Here is a 13,579-nt window from a genome sequence, read left to right as displayed (position 1 = left end):
TCATAGGCGAGCGGTGGCCAGCAGCCGGAGGAGGCGCTCCCGTTGCGCGGTGAACTCCTGCACGCGCGTGGCCCGCTGCCGCCACAGGACCGCCAGCCACCGCAGGGCACAGGTGCGCTGCGCGGCGCGGAACCGCGGCATCAGCGCATCGGTGATGCCGAGGCCGGCCGCCAGGTTCTCCCAGACCTCGTCGGGGACGTCGCGAGCGCTGATGTGCTCGGTAAGGTCGGCGGCGTCGAACGCGACGTCGGAGTGGCCGGCGAACTCGAAATCGACGCAGCGGATCCGCCGGCCGTCCCATAACCAGTTCAGCAGGTTGGCATCGCCGCGGCTGAACACCGGCGGCACCGGGGCCAGCAGGACCTGCCGGTCACCGGAGTCGTCCCAGCGACGCAACAGGGCGAGCATCTCGGCGGTGAGCCGATCGTCGGCGGCGTCGACGAGTTGGCGGGGCCACAGCGTGGTGATGCGGTGCAGGTAGTGCGAGGTGGAGTCGATGCGGGGCAGACGGGCCAAGAGGCCGGTCAACGGGATCTCGTGCAGGCGGGCGTGCAGGGCGGCCAGCGCCTTCAGCGCCGTCTCCTGGGCGGCGGGCGGGCCGATGTCCACGACGGGGCGGCCGGGCAGCAGCGTCATGCCGATGACCGGGTACGGCTTGGCGGGGTCCTGCCACAGCAGGACCGGGACGTCATCGACGCCGGATGCGGCCACGACGGCCAGGGCGTGGCTCTCGCGGTCGAAGCGGCGGCGCTCGTCGATCTTGTAGAGCTTGACGCAGATCTCGGTTCCGGCCCTGGGGTCGTGCCAGGCGTAGACGAGGTTGTTGCGGCCGCCGCTGAGCGGATGCAGTCCTGCCTCGGCGAGCAGGCGGAGGTCAGGGCCGGCCGGGGTGTGGGCTGCGCGCAGGTGGGCCAGCAGATCGGCGGGCGGACGGGCACGCATCACGGCTCCTGGAGAACACAGTGGGCGCGGACGGGAGGCAGGGCGCGGGGCACAGACTACGGGGCGCCGCCGACGGCGCGGGGCGTTTCGGGTGCGGACGCCGGAGACGGGCTGAGGTGGTGAGGCGGCGTCGCGGGAAGCCCGACGGTGGGGGCTTGATCGGCGCTCGGTGAAGGCCGTTACCCGCGCCCTATCCAGCGTCCCGGTCGGTACGATGGCGTTCTCCCAGGAACTGCCGCGCGCCGCGCAGCCTGGTCCGCAGCCGCCTCTGGGTCATGTCGTACTCCAGGCGCACGTCGATCGGGCCGAGCACGCCGGTGTCCGCCCGCCGGCCCGACGGCAGCTGGTCCGCATTGAGTCCGTCGCGTCGGGCGATGAGCAGCCCCAGCTCGTACCGGCTCACCGCGTCGGCTCCGGCGACGTGGTGGATGCCGTGATGCTCGGAGGCGGCGAGTTCGAGGAGCGCCGTAGCGAGATCGGCGACGTGCACCGGGCATCGCATGTCGTCGGTGAACAGCGTTCCTCTCGCCTCGCCGGTGGCGAGGGAGTGCACCAGCGCCTCGTGAGGGGAACCACCATCGCCGATGATCAGGGATGTCCGGGCTGTCACTGCGGTCGGCGCGATCGCGGTCACCGCGGTCTCGGCGGCGGCCTTGGCCGCGCCGTATGGGATGGTCGGGTCGGGGAGACATGCCTCGTCATAGCGGATCGCGGCACCGGAGAAGACCGCGTCGCTGGACACGTGGACCAGGCGCGCACCCGCCGTGGCGGTGGCCAGAGCCACGTTCGCGGCTCCGATCGCTGTGGTCGTCCAGTCCGCCTTTCGGTACGCGACGTTGATGACCGCCTCTGGCCGGAATGCGCCGATCAGCGCGCCGACGTCCTCTCGCCGGCGCACATCGAGCGGCAACCACTCAACGCCTGCGGTCTGTCCCGGCCGGGTCAGGCAGGTCGCGGCCACCTCATGCCCGGCCATCAGGCACTGCCGGGCGAGTTCGCCGCCGAGGGGCGTTTCGCATGGACGCCGGAGGCCGCCGCAGCGTGGCGTGCGCGCTGGGGACGTGCCGCGGCGTGCCCCGGGGGACGGCTGCCGAGACGGCCATCTGCGGGCGGCCCGGTGAGAGGGTGCCGATCAGTGGGTGGTGAAGGCCTGCTCCACCCGATCGAGGTGGTGGCTCCACCACTTCAGCAGGGCGCCGGAGGGGGCCAGTAGGTGATCACATGAGGAGTCGGAGCGCAGGTAGTGCCGCCGCAGATGCCATAGGTCACCCATCTGGTCCCACCACAGGCTGCGCACCGCGCTCAGAACCTGCTCGTCGGTGATGGTGACGGCCGTCCGGTAGGCGGCGGCGAAGGCCGCCACCCGCGCCGTATCCAGGACGCCGGATGGCGCGGCGAACATCAGTATGGCCGCGCGCGCCAGCTCATAGGCATAAGCGCGGCGCCCGAGGCGGTCCCAGTCCACGACCGCCACCACCTGCCCGCCGTCGTCCCACAGCAGGTTCAGATCATGGAAGTCGCCGTGGACGTATCCGGCCGGCTCCAGGTCGGCGTTGTCATCGGGCCGCAGATGCCCGAGGCGCTCCAGCAGCGCGCGCCGGGCATCGAGCTGGGCGCAGGCGAGCCGGTCGAAGGCGTCACCCGGCCTGAGGTCACCGATCAGGGCCTGGTAGCGGTCGATGTCGGCCTGGGCGTCGGCGACCTGGGGGAGCCGGTGGCGGACCGGGCCGAGCCCGTCGGGCAGGATCACGGCCAGGGCTCTGTGGCTGCGGCCCAGCAGAACCCCGGCATCCTGGCACTGCCCCCGGCTCCAGGCCCGGCTGGGCAGGTGCTGGCCGTCCACCCATGCCACGACGGAAAACAGCCGTCCATCGAGGGCCAGCACGCTGCGCCCGTCGGCGGTGCGCCGCGGGCGGGGGACCGGGAGCCCGGCATCGGCCAGCGCCGCGGTGACGCGGTGCTGGAAGACGGTCTGCCCGGCGTCGGCGTCGGTGATCTCCTTGACGGCGACGCTCCCGGCTGCGGTCTCCAGGTGCCAGTTGCGGTTCATCAGCCCCGTGGTGATCGGGACCAGGCGCCGGGCCGTCCCGAGGCCGAAGCGCTCGCAGAGCTCCGCCACGGGCAGGGCGGCGTCGGCGCGTCCGGCGGGCGGCGGTTGTACGTTCGTCACGGCTCAGCGGGACAGGGCGGCGGCGTAGCGGGCCGCGGCGGCGATCAGGTCCGGTAGTTCCTCCGGCATGGGCAAGTCGGCGACGTCGTCGAGCGGCACCCACCGATAGCCGCGGGCCTCGGCGTTGAGGACGACCTCGCCGGAGCGGGGCCGGGCGGCGTAGACGGCGTCAAGGTGCCGGTGCGGGCCGATCCTGGCGTCCTGAACGGCAACATCCAAGATCGCAAACGGTGTCGGGATGACACCGACCGCCGGGTGGGCGAAGCGCTGCTCGGCCAGGAGCTCGATCTCGAGCCCGGCTTCTTCGCGCACCTCCCGCACCACGGCTTGGGCGGGATCTTCCCCCGGCTCCAGATGCCCTCCGGGATAGATCCATCCGGGCCCCTTGGCGCTGTCGAGCAGGAGGACGCGATCACCGTCGAGGACGACGGCCGAGGCGGTGAAATGACGGATCACAAGATCTCCTCACAGCGCTGGGGGAAGCGTGCACATTGTCGGTCGTGCTCCTGATGGGATGCCTCAACCTCGTCAACGGAGCATGAGCAGAGGGTACGTCGATCCGCTCCGAGCGGAGCTGGTCATGGATGGGCCGTGTCTGTTCTGTCGCCTCTCATGTGTTTCGTGTGCGGGCTCGGGCTGAGCTCACTACCGTCGGTGCCGTGATCACCGATGGGACTTCAGAGGTGCAAGGTGCTTTCCCTGAGGGGCCGTACGCGGGGGACTTGAGGCGGATCGGGGAGGAGTTCGGTCTGGGAGAGGTTCAGGACACCGCCTTTCTCGCCGAAGGACTCATGAACCGCAACTGGCGGATCGCCACGTCCACGGGGGTGTACGCGCTCAAGCTCCTGTGTGACGTCCCTGTTGAGATCGTGCGCCGCAACGCGGAAGTGCTGAACGCGCTGGCGTCCGCCGGGTTGCCGGTCCGCGCCCCGGTGAACACCCGCGACGGCGGCACGGTGCTGGAGATCGACTCGCGCAACTATCTGGTCTCACCGTGGGAGCAGGGCGCCCACGTCGAAGGGACCGACCTGCCGCTCACCGAGGTCGCCGACCTCGGGGCGCTGGTCGCCACCATCCACCAGGTTTTAGGCGATCAGGACCGCGTCCCTCTGCCCCGGGCGCAGACCCGGCCTCATGTGAAGGTGACCAGCCCGGGCCAGGCCATCGATAAGGCCGACCGGCTCTTGGGCGTGATCGACGCGATCGCCGAGCCGAGCGAGTTCGACATCCTTGCCCGGCACCTGCTGGAGGAACGCAAGGTCCTCATCGACAAGCACCGCGCCTGCCCGCCGGCCGAAGGCCAGACTCCCGGACCGTTCGGCTGGACGCACGGCGACCTGCAGTACCGCAACATCCTGCGCCGCGACGGGAAGGTCACCGCGGTGCTGGATTGGGACCGCATCGCGGTCAAACCGCTCGGCGAGGAGATCGCACGGACCGCGCAGGTCCAGTTCGGCGGTGAGCGGGGCCAGTTCGACCTCGAGCGCGTCGCCGCGTTCGTGACCGGTTACCGCACCGTGATGCCGGTCTCTCGTGCTGATCTCGTGGACGCGGTGGACCGGTTGTGGTGGAAACGCATGTCCGACTACTGGATTTTGGAGTTCCACTACGACCGTGATGATCACGGCCCTGACTCGCTGATGGAGCCCAGCGAGCGGCTTTTGACCTGGTGGACCGATCGCCGCGGGGAAGTCGAGCAGGCGTTCGCCGCAGGGGCCTGACCTCAGCGGCCAGCCCCCTTACGGCACGGCCGACTCAGAACTCGATCATCGTGCGGACGCTGCGCCGGGCACCGGCGTGCTCGAACGCGTCGTTGACCTTCTCCAGCGGCCACCGCGCGGTGGCCAGCTCGTCGGCGATCAGCTGGCCGGCGACGACCATCCGCATGTGGGCGGGGATGTCGTGAAGGGAGCGGACTGCGCTCATCGGCGACCCGGTCATGCTTCGGCCGTGGCGCAGGAGCGCCGCGGGGACGCTGATCTGGCTGCCGGATGGCATCGTCCCGGCGATGATCGCCTGTCCGTCCGGGACGAGCGCCGCGAACGCGACCTCGGCCAGGGGGAGCCTGCCCGGTGAGGGATGGACCGGCTGGGCATGCTGCGGCACCAGTCCCGAGTCCGGTTCAAGCGCCATCTTCACCAACCACGTCCTTGACGCCGCACGTCGATCTCCCTTTCCACCACGAGGAGGAGGACATCGTCGACGCTGTCGGCTGCTACGGCGGGGCGTGTCCGGTCACGGCCGGCGCGGATGGACGCAGGGCCCGCTCGAGTGCTATCTCGCTGGTGTGCGCGGCGGTGAGGAGGTCGGCCATCAGCGGGGCGGGGATGGCGCCGAGTCCGAGCCCGGCGGCCTGCACGGCCGCTTCGAGCGCCTGTTTCTCGGTGCCGGTGAGCATCGCTGTGCACCTGGAGTTCTCGTGCGACGTACCCGTCTGCCGCGGCCATGGCGTCGCTGAGGAGGCGAGCGCAGACCGGGCCGGTCGTGGCGGGGGCGGTAAGGGAGGCGAGATCGACGACGGCCAGACCCAGGCGGGCCTGAAAGACCGCGTGCCCCGGCGGCGCGGGCCTGCTGGCGAGATACCGCTCGATCATCACGTCGGTCTCTTTGCCGGCGGGCCGGTCGCCGGCGCCTGTCAGGGACCAGGCGCCGGCAGCCGGGGGTCACCGCGCCGTCGACCGCGTCAGAACGGGTCGGCCATGGCGATGGCGCAGGAGCTGGAGCACGAGGGGTTGCAGCCGTCGTCGGTTGAGCACGCCAGGATGGGCATCGGCATGCTCGCCTCGATCACGCGCATGTCGAGTTCGAACTCCTCCTCAGGGATCTCGCCGGTGGACGGCCCGAGGGGGGTCTGGATGGTGTCGATGGACAAGGCTTCCTCCTTCACGGGGTGGGTGGTGCAACCTGCCTCCGGGCAGAGATGTCGGGCCAGGAGATTGTGATCAGCGAGTGGCGTTTGCGGATGACCATCGCGTTCTCGGGAAGGTCCTTCTCGGGTGTGCCGAGCGGCCATACGGCGAAGTCCGGGCTGGGGCCGTTGCGGTAGTCGCGGTCCCACACCCGCACCTGGGCCACGATGGCCTCGGCGATCTAGGATGCGTGAGGCCCATAGCCGTGCGCACCCATCTCCACGAAGCCCTCTGCGGCCGGGCGGATCGACAGGTAGGCGATGGAGTCGCCGTCGTCGTTGACCGCGGCGAACGGGAACTGGCGGCCACCCGGCTCGACCGCGATGTCGGGACCGGCCTGACTGGCGTCCACGTGCAGGTGGCCGAAGCCGGGCAGGGTGCTGGCCATCCACAGCGCCAGGTCCGGGAACGGCTCCGACCGGCCCACGGTCACGCCGGACCAGGCCGCGACGGGCTCGCCCGCCAGGACGCCATCCAGGGCGTTGGGCTGCTCCAGGGTGCCGTCATCGATGCGCAGCCCGACCTTCTTTCCGGCCAGCAGCCACAGGTGGCCGTCGTTGGCGCCGTCGCCCCGCATCCAGACGAAGCCGGAGACCGCAGCCGAGACGGCGACGAGGCGGTTCCCGTCGGGTTCCAGGGCCAGTGAGCGGCTGATCCCCTTCATCCGCAGCGGGACGACGATCCGGCCATCGGGTTCGAGTTGGTCCTGCCACGCTGGGGGGATGTCCGGCGCGCCGACCGTGACCATGATCCGGTCGTAGGGGGCGTCGGCCTGCCATCCGTATTCGCCATCGGCGACGGCTGCCTGCACGCGCTCATACCCGGCGGCGTTCAGGCACTCGCGTGCCTGATGGATGACGTCGGCGTCGATGTCCATGGTCGTGACGTGACCGGTCGGGCCAACCAGCTCCGCCAGGAGCGCAGCGGAGTATCCTCCGCTTCCGATCTCCAAGATCCGCATGCCGGGCCTGATGTCGGCCTGCGCGAGCTGTACGGCCTGGGTGTCCGGGGCGGACATGGTGGAGACCAGCACGCCGTGCTCGCTGCGCTTGACCTCGACGATATCCAACGCATACGCCTTCTCCGGGCTCACCGCGGGAGCGAACACGTGCCGAGGCACCGTGAGGAACGCGGCCTGGATCCGCTCCGAGAGCGGGAAGCCCCACTGCGCGCAGCGGGCCGCCACCTCGGCGGTCATGGCCTCGCGCAACACGGCGGCATCCTGGACGTCGTTGTCGATAGTCACGAAGGAGTCCCTCTTGTCGGTCGTGATGGGCAACTGGTCGATGGTGGCCGGTGACGGGCCGGCCAGGCCGACCGCCACGCCGTCCTGGCGCACCTGGACGCCCAACGGCGAAGGGCGATCGCACCGTCAGGGCCATGGCGTCTGCGGTGCGGGCAGGCCGAGGTGCAGCAGATTCGCCAGCCTCTCTACCCGAGGTCGGCGTAGAGAGGCCGCCGCTCCACCACCAGGTTGACCCGGTCGGGTCGCACCAGACGATGAGACCGCGCCCCACCGACATCAGCGCGTCGCCATCACCAGGGTTGACGCCGGCATCAATCCCGTGCGCGTCCTCAAGGGACGGGCGCTCACCGTGGACCAGGTCCGCGACATATGCCGCCGAGTCGGAGTGCCCCTGAATCGTCTTCGTCTCGGCTTTCGAGAAGGTGACGACGCCACCGTGGCCACGCTCACCGCCGTAACCGGCCTGCAACGCCGACTGGAGGCCACCACCCCATCGCGGGAACTCGTCCCCGGAGCGGTCGCCCATCTAGGTGTAGCCCGCAACGCTCTGACCCGCGCCAACGCCAAACCGGTGCGCGACAGGCTGCTGGGCACCATCGCCGAAGCGGCAGGCTTCGCCGCGTGGCTGCACGCCGACATGGCCGACGCAGGAACCGCACGCACCTACTACAAGATCGGCATCGACGCCGCACGCCGAGCCGAACACGGCCTGCTGACCGCCTACCTGACCGGCAGCCTGGCCCAGTTCGAGCTCGACGAGACCCCCGTCTCGCGCTGATGCTGCTCGGCCGCGCCCGTACGGCCATCGACACCCGGCCGCCGCCGACCGCAGCCGCGTGGCTGGCGTGCCTTGAGGCCCTCGCCCACGCCAGCGCCCGCGATGAACGCTCCTGCCAGATCGCTCTGGCCGAAGCCGAGCACGCGGTGACCGCGAGCGAGCGGGCGACGGCACCGCCCTGGCCGTGGGTGTTTCCGTTCACGGGCGAGAAGCTGGCCGGCTATCGGGCCTTGTGCGCGGTACGGCTCGCGCACCCGGCCGAGGCATTGGCCGCCTTCGCTCAGTCCTCCAGCATGACCCAGCCAGCCGACAAGCAACGCGCTGTACTCATGCTGGAGATCGCCGCGACCAAACAGATGGAAGCCGAATTCGATGAGGCGTTCGCCCTGGCAGAGGCAGCTTTGGCCATGGGGATGCGACACCGCTCGGAGCGCGTCATCCAAGCCGCGCGGCGCTTCCGCACCTCCTACACCGGCCCCCTTCTGCCCGGCGTGGCCGCTTTCGATGATCGGCTGCTGACCGCCACGATCGGCTGACAGAATCCGCCCATGACCATGCGTATCGCCATCAGCGGCCACCGGGGCCTCCCGGCCGCCGTCGAGCAGCAGGTTGATCGCCTCATTCGCGACGCGCTCGCTGAACTCGGTGACCAGCAGGTCACCGGCCTGTCGTGCATCGCAGATGGGGCCGATACCCTGTTCGCCCGCGCCGTCGTGGATATGGGCGGGGACCTGGAAGTGGTCGTGCCCGCGCAGATGTACCGCGACGGGCTCCCCGCCGAACACTGGCCCGCCTACGACTCGCTGTTCAGCGCGGCCACTCTGGTCCACGAGATGGACTTCATCGACTCCACCAGCGAAGCTCACCAGGCCGCCTCCGAGCGCATGCTCGAACTCGCCGAGGAACTGTGGGCGGTCTGGGACGGACTGCCCGCCCGCGGCTTCGGAGGCACCGCCGACGTCGTCGCCGCCGCCCGCAGCCGAGGACTCCCGGTCCGCATCTTCTGGCCTGACGGTGCCACGCGCTGATCGACACCCCGGCGCCGAACGACGGGCAGGAGCGGGCACGGAGCCCCGCCTGGCCGAGAAGCGGCCACGGCCTGGGATGCCCTCTCGATGGGTCAGCGCCCGGTAGGGATCATGCAACCCGGAGGCGGCCAGCGCCGCCTCCGGCAGGATGTGCCAGTGGTAGTCGGCGCGCCTGGCGGACCAACGGCCCTCGACGGTGGCGAAGAAGTTGTCCATGACGTATCTCTCCTAACCCACCAATCGCAACATGACCATGGTCAGGCCATAAACCAGCAGAGTCGTCTGCCATGATCAACCATCGCTCAGGCGCCGGAACTTCTCCTTGCACTCCTTCACCGGCATGGGTTCTGCGCCGCGATGACGGCTGATCAACGCCGCGCCCTGGCCGAGCTCACCCGCGCCTGCGGCCTCGGCACCGAGGCGATCCCCGAGCCGCTGCACGACGACCTGATGGCCGCGGTGGCATCGGCTGAAAACCAGCTCCATGCCCTCCTGAACCACCAGGGCACGCTCACCAGCCGCCCGCTTCACGCCGCGGCGAACCCACCCGCCGAGACCACCAGCGGCAGATGACCGCCTCATCGGCGAAGGCACCCCTGCCAGAGCGGCGCTCGATGATCACCGGCTGTGGGCGATCCCCGCCGGTCCGCGGCAGGTGGGCACGCACATCGATCACCGTCCAGGCCGCGCGCGGCGGTCAGCTCATTCCCGGCCAGGAGATCGTGACCAGGCCATGAGCCTTGGGAAGAACGACCGCGTCCTTCGGGATCCGGGCGGGGTCGCTGCCGTTCGGCCAGAAAGCGAACGTGGGGGCCGGACCGCTACGGGCGCGGCAGTCCCACTCCTGGATCTGCTCGACCATCGCGGCCGCCGCCTCCTGCGCGGCGGCCGGCAGCCCGTACGCACATGCCCCGAACTCCGCGCCGCGGCCCTCCAGCGCCGGACGCACCACCAGGTAGGCGAACGCGTTCTTGCGTACGACCCCGTAGGGGAACCAGGTGCCGCGCTCGCCGGCCAGGTCGGTGCCGTCGTCGGCGGTGACCTGGCAGAAGCCGGGCAGGAAGGACGCGAACCACAGGTGCAGGTCGGCGAACGAGACGCCGTGCTCGGTCGTGACGCCGGACCACACGGTCGTGCGCTCGGTCGCCAGCACCCCGTCCAGCAGACCCGGGTCCTGCGGCGCCCCGCTGTCGAACCGCAGACCGATATGGTGGCCGCGGCCGTCAGGGAGCCGGAAGATGCGGTCGGAATGCTCGCCGTCGCCCTGCATCGCCACGAACCCGCACACTTCCGCGGACGTGCTCACCAGGTGGTCACCCTCGCGGCGGAACCCGATCGAGCGGGTGATCCCGTTCATGCGCAGCGGGACGACCAGCCGGCCATCGGCGGCGAGTTGCTTCAGCCACGCCGGAGGAATGTCCCACGCCCCCACGGTGACCACAAGCGCGTCGAACGGCTCGCAGGCGGGTACGCCGTGCTCAGCGTCGGCCAGCACGACCGTCACCCGGCTGCCGTATCCGGCCGCATCCAGCAGGACACTGGCCCGGTCGGTCACCTCCGGGTCGATGTCCACGCTGACGACGCGACCCTGGGCGCCGACGACCTCGGTCAGAAGCGCGGCGTTGTAACCGCCGCTGCCGATCTCCAGCACGCTCGATCCCGGCCCGATCTCGGCCTGCTCGATCATCTGGGCCTGAATGAACGGAGCACTGATCGAGGAAATGATCACCCCGTCCCCGTCCTGTTTGATCACCACCGTCTCATCAGCGGCGTACACCTGCTCCAGCGGCGTGCCCTCCGGCGCGAACCAGTGCCGCTTCACCGCGGTGAAGGCGTCGGCGACCCGGTCGCTGCGGACGAATCCCTGCTGGCGCAGGCGCTGGACGAGAGCCTCGCGCAACTCAGCGGCGCGGGATTCGACTTCGGTGTTCAACGGCCGGGGTGTCGTCATGAACGAACGTCCTTCGCAGGTCGGCGAGGGCGGCGGGCTGCCACCACGGCGATCGTGGCCCTTTTCGCCACGTGGCGTGGCGTCTTCACGAAACATCGACGTGCGATGGTGCGCAGGCGCCTGATCGCGGCGCCGCCGGTGGAATCCCCGCACCGGCCGGACCCTGGTCATGGCGTCGTGTCGCCGGCGGCAGATGACCGCGCGCCACCGGACATCCCTGCCAGAGCGACGCTCGATAGTCGTCCTCTGCGGGAAATCCCCACCGGCCGACGAGCCGGTGGGGCATGATGCACCGTGCGAATCGATCACCGTCCAGGAGGACCCGAGGATATGACGGCTCCGAGCGCGAACCGGCGCAGCGGTCAGCCCGGCATCACCCGCCGATTCGCCGTCGGCGGCGCCGAGGGCTACCTGACCACCGCCGTGTCTAAGGACGGGACCCTGACCCAGGTGATCGTGCGTGTCGGCAAGCACGGCTCGACGCTCGCGGGACTGACCGACGCCCTCCAGGCCATAATCAACCTCGGGTTGCGGCACGGCATCCCCCTCGCCGAGATCGTCCGCGACCTGGTGGACGTCAGCTACGACCCGAAGGGGGCGACCAACGACCCCGACATCCGCACTGCGGCGTCCATTACCGACTACGTCGGCCGCCGCCTGGCCCTGGATCACCTGTCCCGCGGCGAACGGGTCACCCTGGGAGTGCTGACCCGCGAAGAACACCGCACCCCGGCCGGGAGGCGAACCACCACCGTGGCGTCCCTACCGGCCACGCCGGTCCCGCTGCCTCGCACCTCACCCCTTCAGGGGGCATCGCACAACTGAGTGCCGGACAACGACGGAACCGCAAGCGGCATGCCCGCCCCGGATGATTGTTTCCTCCTGGTGGTCGCCGGCCTCCCCGGCTCCGGCAAGACCACCATCGCCTGGCGTCTCGCCGATCGCCTGGACGTGCCGGTGGTGGAGATGGACCACCACTACCTGCCCGCCCCCACCGGGGGAACGAGCGTGGACTTCAGCGACCCTCGCTCCCTGGACGTCGACGCCATCCTGCAGACGATCGAACGTCATCGGCTGACCGGAGCAAAAACGATCATCATCGAGGGAATCTTCGCGCTGAGCCTGGAAGTTATCCACAGGCGCGCCTCCCTCACCGTGTGGGTGGAGGCCCCGCCGGACGTGGCCCTGGCCCGGAAACTGCTGCGCAAGCTCCAGGAAGGCACCGACGTCCAGCCGAGCATTCACGGTTACCTGGAGCACGCCCGGACCAACTATCTGCGCCACGTCCTGCCAGCCGCCCAGACCGCTGACGTTCACCTCGACGGCACGCAACCCCTCGAGACGCTCGTCGGTTCACTATTGGAAAAGCTTCCCCGGTAAGCAGCAGACCTTCCCCTTCGCTCTCCACTCAGCGCTGCCAGGAGCCGTACACCGCCACCAGGCCGTCCGCGCCGGTCGCCGACACCTCGATCTGGATGCCGCCGATGTCGCCGTAGGCCCACTCATCCGGCAGCGTCAGCGTCAGCAGTCCCGTCACGCTGTCTGCGGGGAAGTTCGGGTCCTGGACGAACCCGGTCGGCGCCGTACCGCCGCGGCTGTAGGCCACGATCGGGCCCCGCGTCATGACCTGGCTGCCCGACATCACCCTTACCGCCGCCAGCCGCGCTTGCACCGTCCCGCCCGCGTCCGCTCCCAGCCGCACCAGCACGCTGATCGTCGAACCCGACCGGGCGATCGCCGCCCGGTGCGAGAAATGAAGCCCCGACGACGTCGACACCGTGAACGTGGACTCGCCGCTGTAGGCGTCCAGGTCGAACGGCCGGTTCTCCGACTGCACCTCCAGCCGGTCGGTGCGTGCCCGCACATCCCCCATGTGATCCACCAGGGTCGGGTCACGCAGGCTCAGCGGATCCCATCGCGCCACCATCCCACCTCCTTGTTCTCAACCGAACTCGGCCGTTTGCACGGTGACTTTCTCACCTTCACCGCCCGAGCCCGGCTGCACCTGAACGGACACGATCTGCATCTCGGTGTCCAACCCCGCCGAACCGTCGGCCCGCGCGGGAAACAGATGATCGGTGATCAGCACCCGCGCCCACTTGCCGAGCTCCCACCCCCACCATTCGGTGGCACCGGAGACGCCCAGGTCGAAGGTGTAAATCTGCTTCGGCCCCGTCGCCGTGGCCAAGATGCGCTGCAGTTGGGCCACCAGGTCGGCGCGCGAGGTCGCCCCGTCGATCTGGAACGACCCCTCGATCAGCGGCCAGCCGATGTTGAGCTTCGGCGAGTCGGCCCGCTCCAGCACCGTCCCCGCCGTCTCGGTCTCCAGCTTGCCGTGCACCCGGGTCAACAGGCCCCGCCGGGTCGCCCGCTGGTAGCCCTCCACGTTGCCCGGGTACTCCAGCACCAGCCCGGCACGCTCGCGGGTCTCCCGCCCCACCCCCTGAAGGGCGAAATGAACCGCCCCGGGTTTGATGGAGACATCGAACACCCGGAAGGATGCCGATCATGGCTGCTCCCCGTAAGTACCCCGACGAGTTGCGCGAACGCGCGAC

The 13,579-nt window shown here is 70.0% G+C and carries 18 protein-coding genes and 1 pseudogene; 7 read left to right on the top strand and 12 right to left on the bottom strand.

Features of this window, described 5'->3' with window-relative positions:
* The 4 genes and pseudogenes from HS045_RS31440 to HS045_RS31425 form a co-directional block, all read right to left on the bottom strand.
* Positions 1 to 942: a phosphotransferase gene (locus tag HS045_RS31440; RefSeq protein WP_196455254.1), complete on the bottom strand. Its 942-nt coding sequence runs from the start codon at positions 940 to 942 to the stop codon at positions 1 to 3.
* A gap of 190 nt (positions 943 to 1,132) precedes the next feature.
* A pseudogene (locus HS045_RS31435) lies at positions 1,133 to 1,936 on the bottom strand (sugar nucleotide-binding protein); the annotation flags it as partial.
* Positions 1,937 to 2,074: 138 nt separating this feature from the next.
* On the bottom strand, positions 2,075 to 3,112 hold the full coding sequence (locus HS045_RS31430) for a phosphotransferase (protein ID WP_196455252.1): 1,038 nt from the start codon (positions 3,110 to 3,112) through the stop codon (positions 2,075 to 2,077).
* A 3-nt stretch (positions 3,113 to 3,115) separates the two neighbouring features.
* Entirely contained in the window at positions 3,116 to 3,568 is a 453-nt protein-coding gene (locus HS045_RS31425) for an NUDIX hydrolase (RefSeq protein WP_196455251.1), read from the bottom strand.
* Positions 3,569 to 3,771: 203 nt separating this feature from the next.
* Here HS045_RS31425 and HS045_RS31420 point away from each other — a divergent pair, with 203 nt between their 5' ends.
* Positions 3,772 to 4,833, top strand: a complete 1,062-nt coding sequence (locus HS045_RS31420; RefSeq protein WP_196455250.1) for a phosphotransferase — start codon at positions 3,772 to 3,774, stop codon at positions 4,831 to 4,833.
* A 34-nt stretch (positions 4,834 to 4,867) separates the two neighbouring features.
* On the opposite strand, the gene HS045_RS31415 is transcribed toward HS045_RS31420, so the two are convergent.
* From HS045_RS31415 to fxlM (HS045_RS31400), 5 genes are all read right to left on the bottom strand, one after another.
* Entirely contained in the window at positions 4,868 to 5,251 is a 384-nt protein-coding gene (locus tag HS045_RS31415; protein WP_196455249.1) for a hypothetical protein, read from the bottom strand.
* A 76-nt stretch (positions 5,252 to 5,327) separates the two neighbouring features.
* Positions 5,328 to 5,510: a hypothetical protein gene (locus HS045_RS31410; protein WP_196455248.1), complete on the bottom strand. Its 183-nt coding sequence runs from the start codon at positions 5,508 to 5,510 to the stop codon at positions 5,328 to 5,330.
* 285 nt (positions 5,511 to 5,795) lie between these two features.
* The gene (locus tag HS045_RS35160; RefSeq protein WP_230885174.1) at positions 5,796 to 5,984 is read right to left on the bottom strand and encodes an FxLD family lanthipeptide; all 189 of its coding nucleotides are present in this window, start codon (positions 5,982 to 5,984) and stop codon (positions 5,796 to 5,798) included.
* A gap of 11 nt (positions 5,985 to 5,995) precedes the next feature.
* Entirely contained in the window at positions 5,996 to 6,178 is a 183-nt protein-coding gene (locus HS045_RS35155) for a hypothetical protein (RefSeq protein ID WP_230885173.1), read from the bottom strand.
* A gap of 24 nt (positions 6,179 to 6,202) precedes the next feature.
* Positions 6,203 to 7,372 (bottom strand): methyltransferase, FxLD system, encoded by a 1,170-nt coding sequence (gene fxlM / locus HS045_RS31400; RefSeq protein ID WP_196455246.1) that lies wholly within the window; start codon positions 7,370 to 7,372, stop codon positions 6,203 to 6,205.
* 331 nt (positions 7,373 to 7,703) lie between these two features.
* Here fxlM (HS045_RS31400) and HS045_RS31395 point away from each other — a divergent pair, with 331 nt between their 5' ends.
* From HS045_RS31395 to HS045_RS31380, 4 genes are all read left to right on the top strand, one after another.
* Entirely contained in the window at positions 7,704 to 8,045 is a 342-nt protein-coding gene (locus tag HS045_RS31395) for a hypothetical protein (RefSeq protein WP_196455245.1), read from the top strand.
* Positions 8,045 to 8,581 (top strand): hypothetical protein, encoded by a 537-nt coding sequence (locus tag HS045_RS31390; RefSeq protein ID WP_196455244.1) that lies wholly within the window; start codon positions 8,045 to 8,047, stop codon positions 8,579 to 8,581. The genes HS045_RS31395 and HS045_RS31390 overlap by 1 nt, the downstream gene beginning before the upstream one ends.
* 12 nt (positions 8,582 to 8,593) lie before the next feature.
* Complete coding sequence (locus tag HS045_RS31385) at positions 8,594 to 9,073, top strand: hypothetical protein (RefSeq protein WP_196455243.1); 480 nt, start codon at positions 8,594 to 8,596, stop codon at positions 9,071 to 9,073.
* A 357-nt stretch (positions 9,074 to 9,430) separates the two neighbouring features.
* The gene (locus HS045_RS31380) at positions 9,431 to 9,646 is read left to right on the top strand and encodes a hypothetical protein (protein ID WP_196455242.1); all 216 of its coding nucleotides are present in this window, start codon (positions 9,431 to 9,433) and stop codon (positions 9,644 to 9,646) included.
* Between the two features lie 124 nt (positions 9,647 to 9,770).
* Here HS045_RS31380 and fxlM (HS045_RS31375) read toward each other — a convergent pair whose 3' ends face one another.
* Positions 9,771 to 11,024 carry a methyltransferase, FxLD system gene (gene fxlM / locus HS045_RS31375; RefSeq protein WP_196455241.1) on the bottom strand — a complete coding sequence of 418 codons (1,254 nt, stop codon included), beginning with the start codon at positions 11,022 to 11,024 and terminating at the stop codon, positions 9,771 to 9,773.
* A gap of 330 nt (positions 11,025 to 11,354) precedes the next feature.
* Between fxlM (HS045_RS31375) and HS045_RS31370 the strand changes: the two genes are divergently transcribed.
* Positions 11,355 to 11,849 (top strand): hypothetical protein, encoded by a 495-nt coding sequence (locus HS045_RS31370; RefSeq protein WP_196455240.1) that lies wholly within the window; start codon positions 11,355 to 11,357, stop codon positions 11,847 to 11,849.
* A complete protein-coding gene (locus HS045_RS31365; protein ID WP_196455239.1) occupies positions 11,850 to 12,404 on the top strand; it encodes a uridine kinase in 555 nt (184 codons plus the stop codon).
* A gap of 28 nt (positions 12,405 to 12,432) precedes the next feature.
* Here the strand turns inward: HS045_RS31365 and HS045_RS31360 are convergent, their stop codons facing one another.
* Positions 12,433 to 12,951, bottom strand: coding sequence for a hypothetical protein (locus HS045_RS31360; protein WP_196455238.1), 519 nt, complete (start codon positions 12,949 to 12,951; stop codon positions 12,433 to 12,435).
* Positions 12,952 to 12,966: 15 nt separating this feature from the next.
* Positions 12,967 to 13,515 carry a hypothetical protein gene (locus HS045_RS31355; RefSeq protein WP_196455237.1) on the bottom strand — a complete coding sequence of 183 codons (549 nt, stop codon included), beginning with the start codon at positions 13,513 to 13,515 and terminating at the stop codon, positions 12,967 to 12,969.
* Positions 13,516 to 13,579 lie beyond the last annotated feature (64 nt).

This window comes from Planomonospora sp. ID82291 (assembly GCF_015711645.1).
GTDB lineage: Bacteria > Actinomycetota > Actinomycetes > Streptosporangiales > Streptosporangiaceae > Planomonospora.
This window is presented reverse-complemented; position numbering and strand designations above follow the sequence as displayed.

Coding starts and splice junctions, on each gene's coding strand:
- HS045_RS31440 (WP_196455254.1), bottom strand. CDS start 942: ATGCGTGCCCGTCCGCCCGCCGATCTGCTGGCCCACCTGCGCGCAGCC.
- HS045_RS31410 (WP_196455248.1), bottom strand. CDS start 5,510: ATGCTCACCGGCACCGAGAAACAGGCGCTCGAAGCGGCCGTGCAGGCC.
- HS045_RS31390 (WP_196455244.1), top strand. CDS start 8,045: ATGCTGCTCGGCCGCGCCCGTACGGCCATCGACACCCGGCCGCCGCCG.
- HS045_RS31385 (WP_196455243.1), top strand. CDS start 8,594: ATGACCATGCGTATCGCCATCAGCGGCCACCGGGGCCTCCCGGCCGCC.
- HS045_RS31380 (WP_196455242.1), top strand. CDS start 9,431: ATGACGGCTGATCAACGCCGCGCCCTGGCCGAGCTCACCCGCGCCTGC.
- fxlM (WP_196455241.1), bottom strand. CDS start 11,024: ATGACGACACCCCGGCCGTTGAACACCGAAGTCGAATCCCGCGCCGCT.
- HS045_RS31370 (WP_196455240.1), top strand. CDS start 11,355: ATGACGGCTCCGAGCGCGAACCGGCGCAGCGGTCAGCCCGGCATCACC.
- HS045_RS31360 (WP_196455238.1), bottom strand. CDS start 12,951: ATGGTGGCGCGATGGGATCCGCTGAGCCTGCGTGACCCGACCCTGGTG.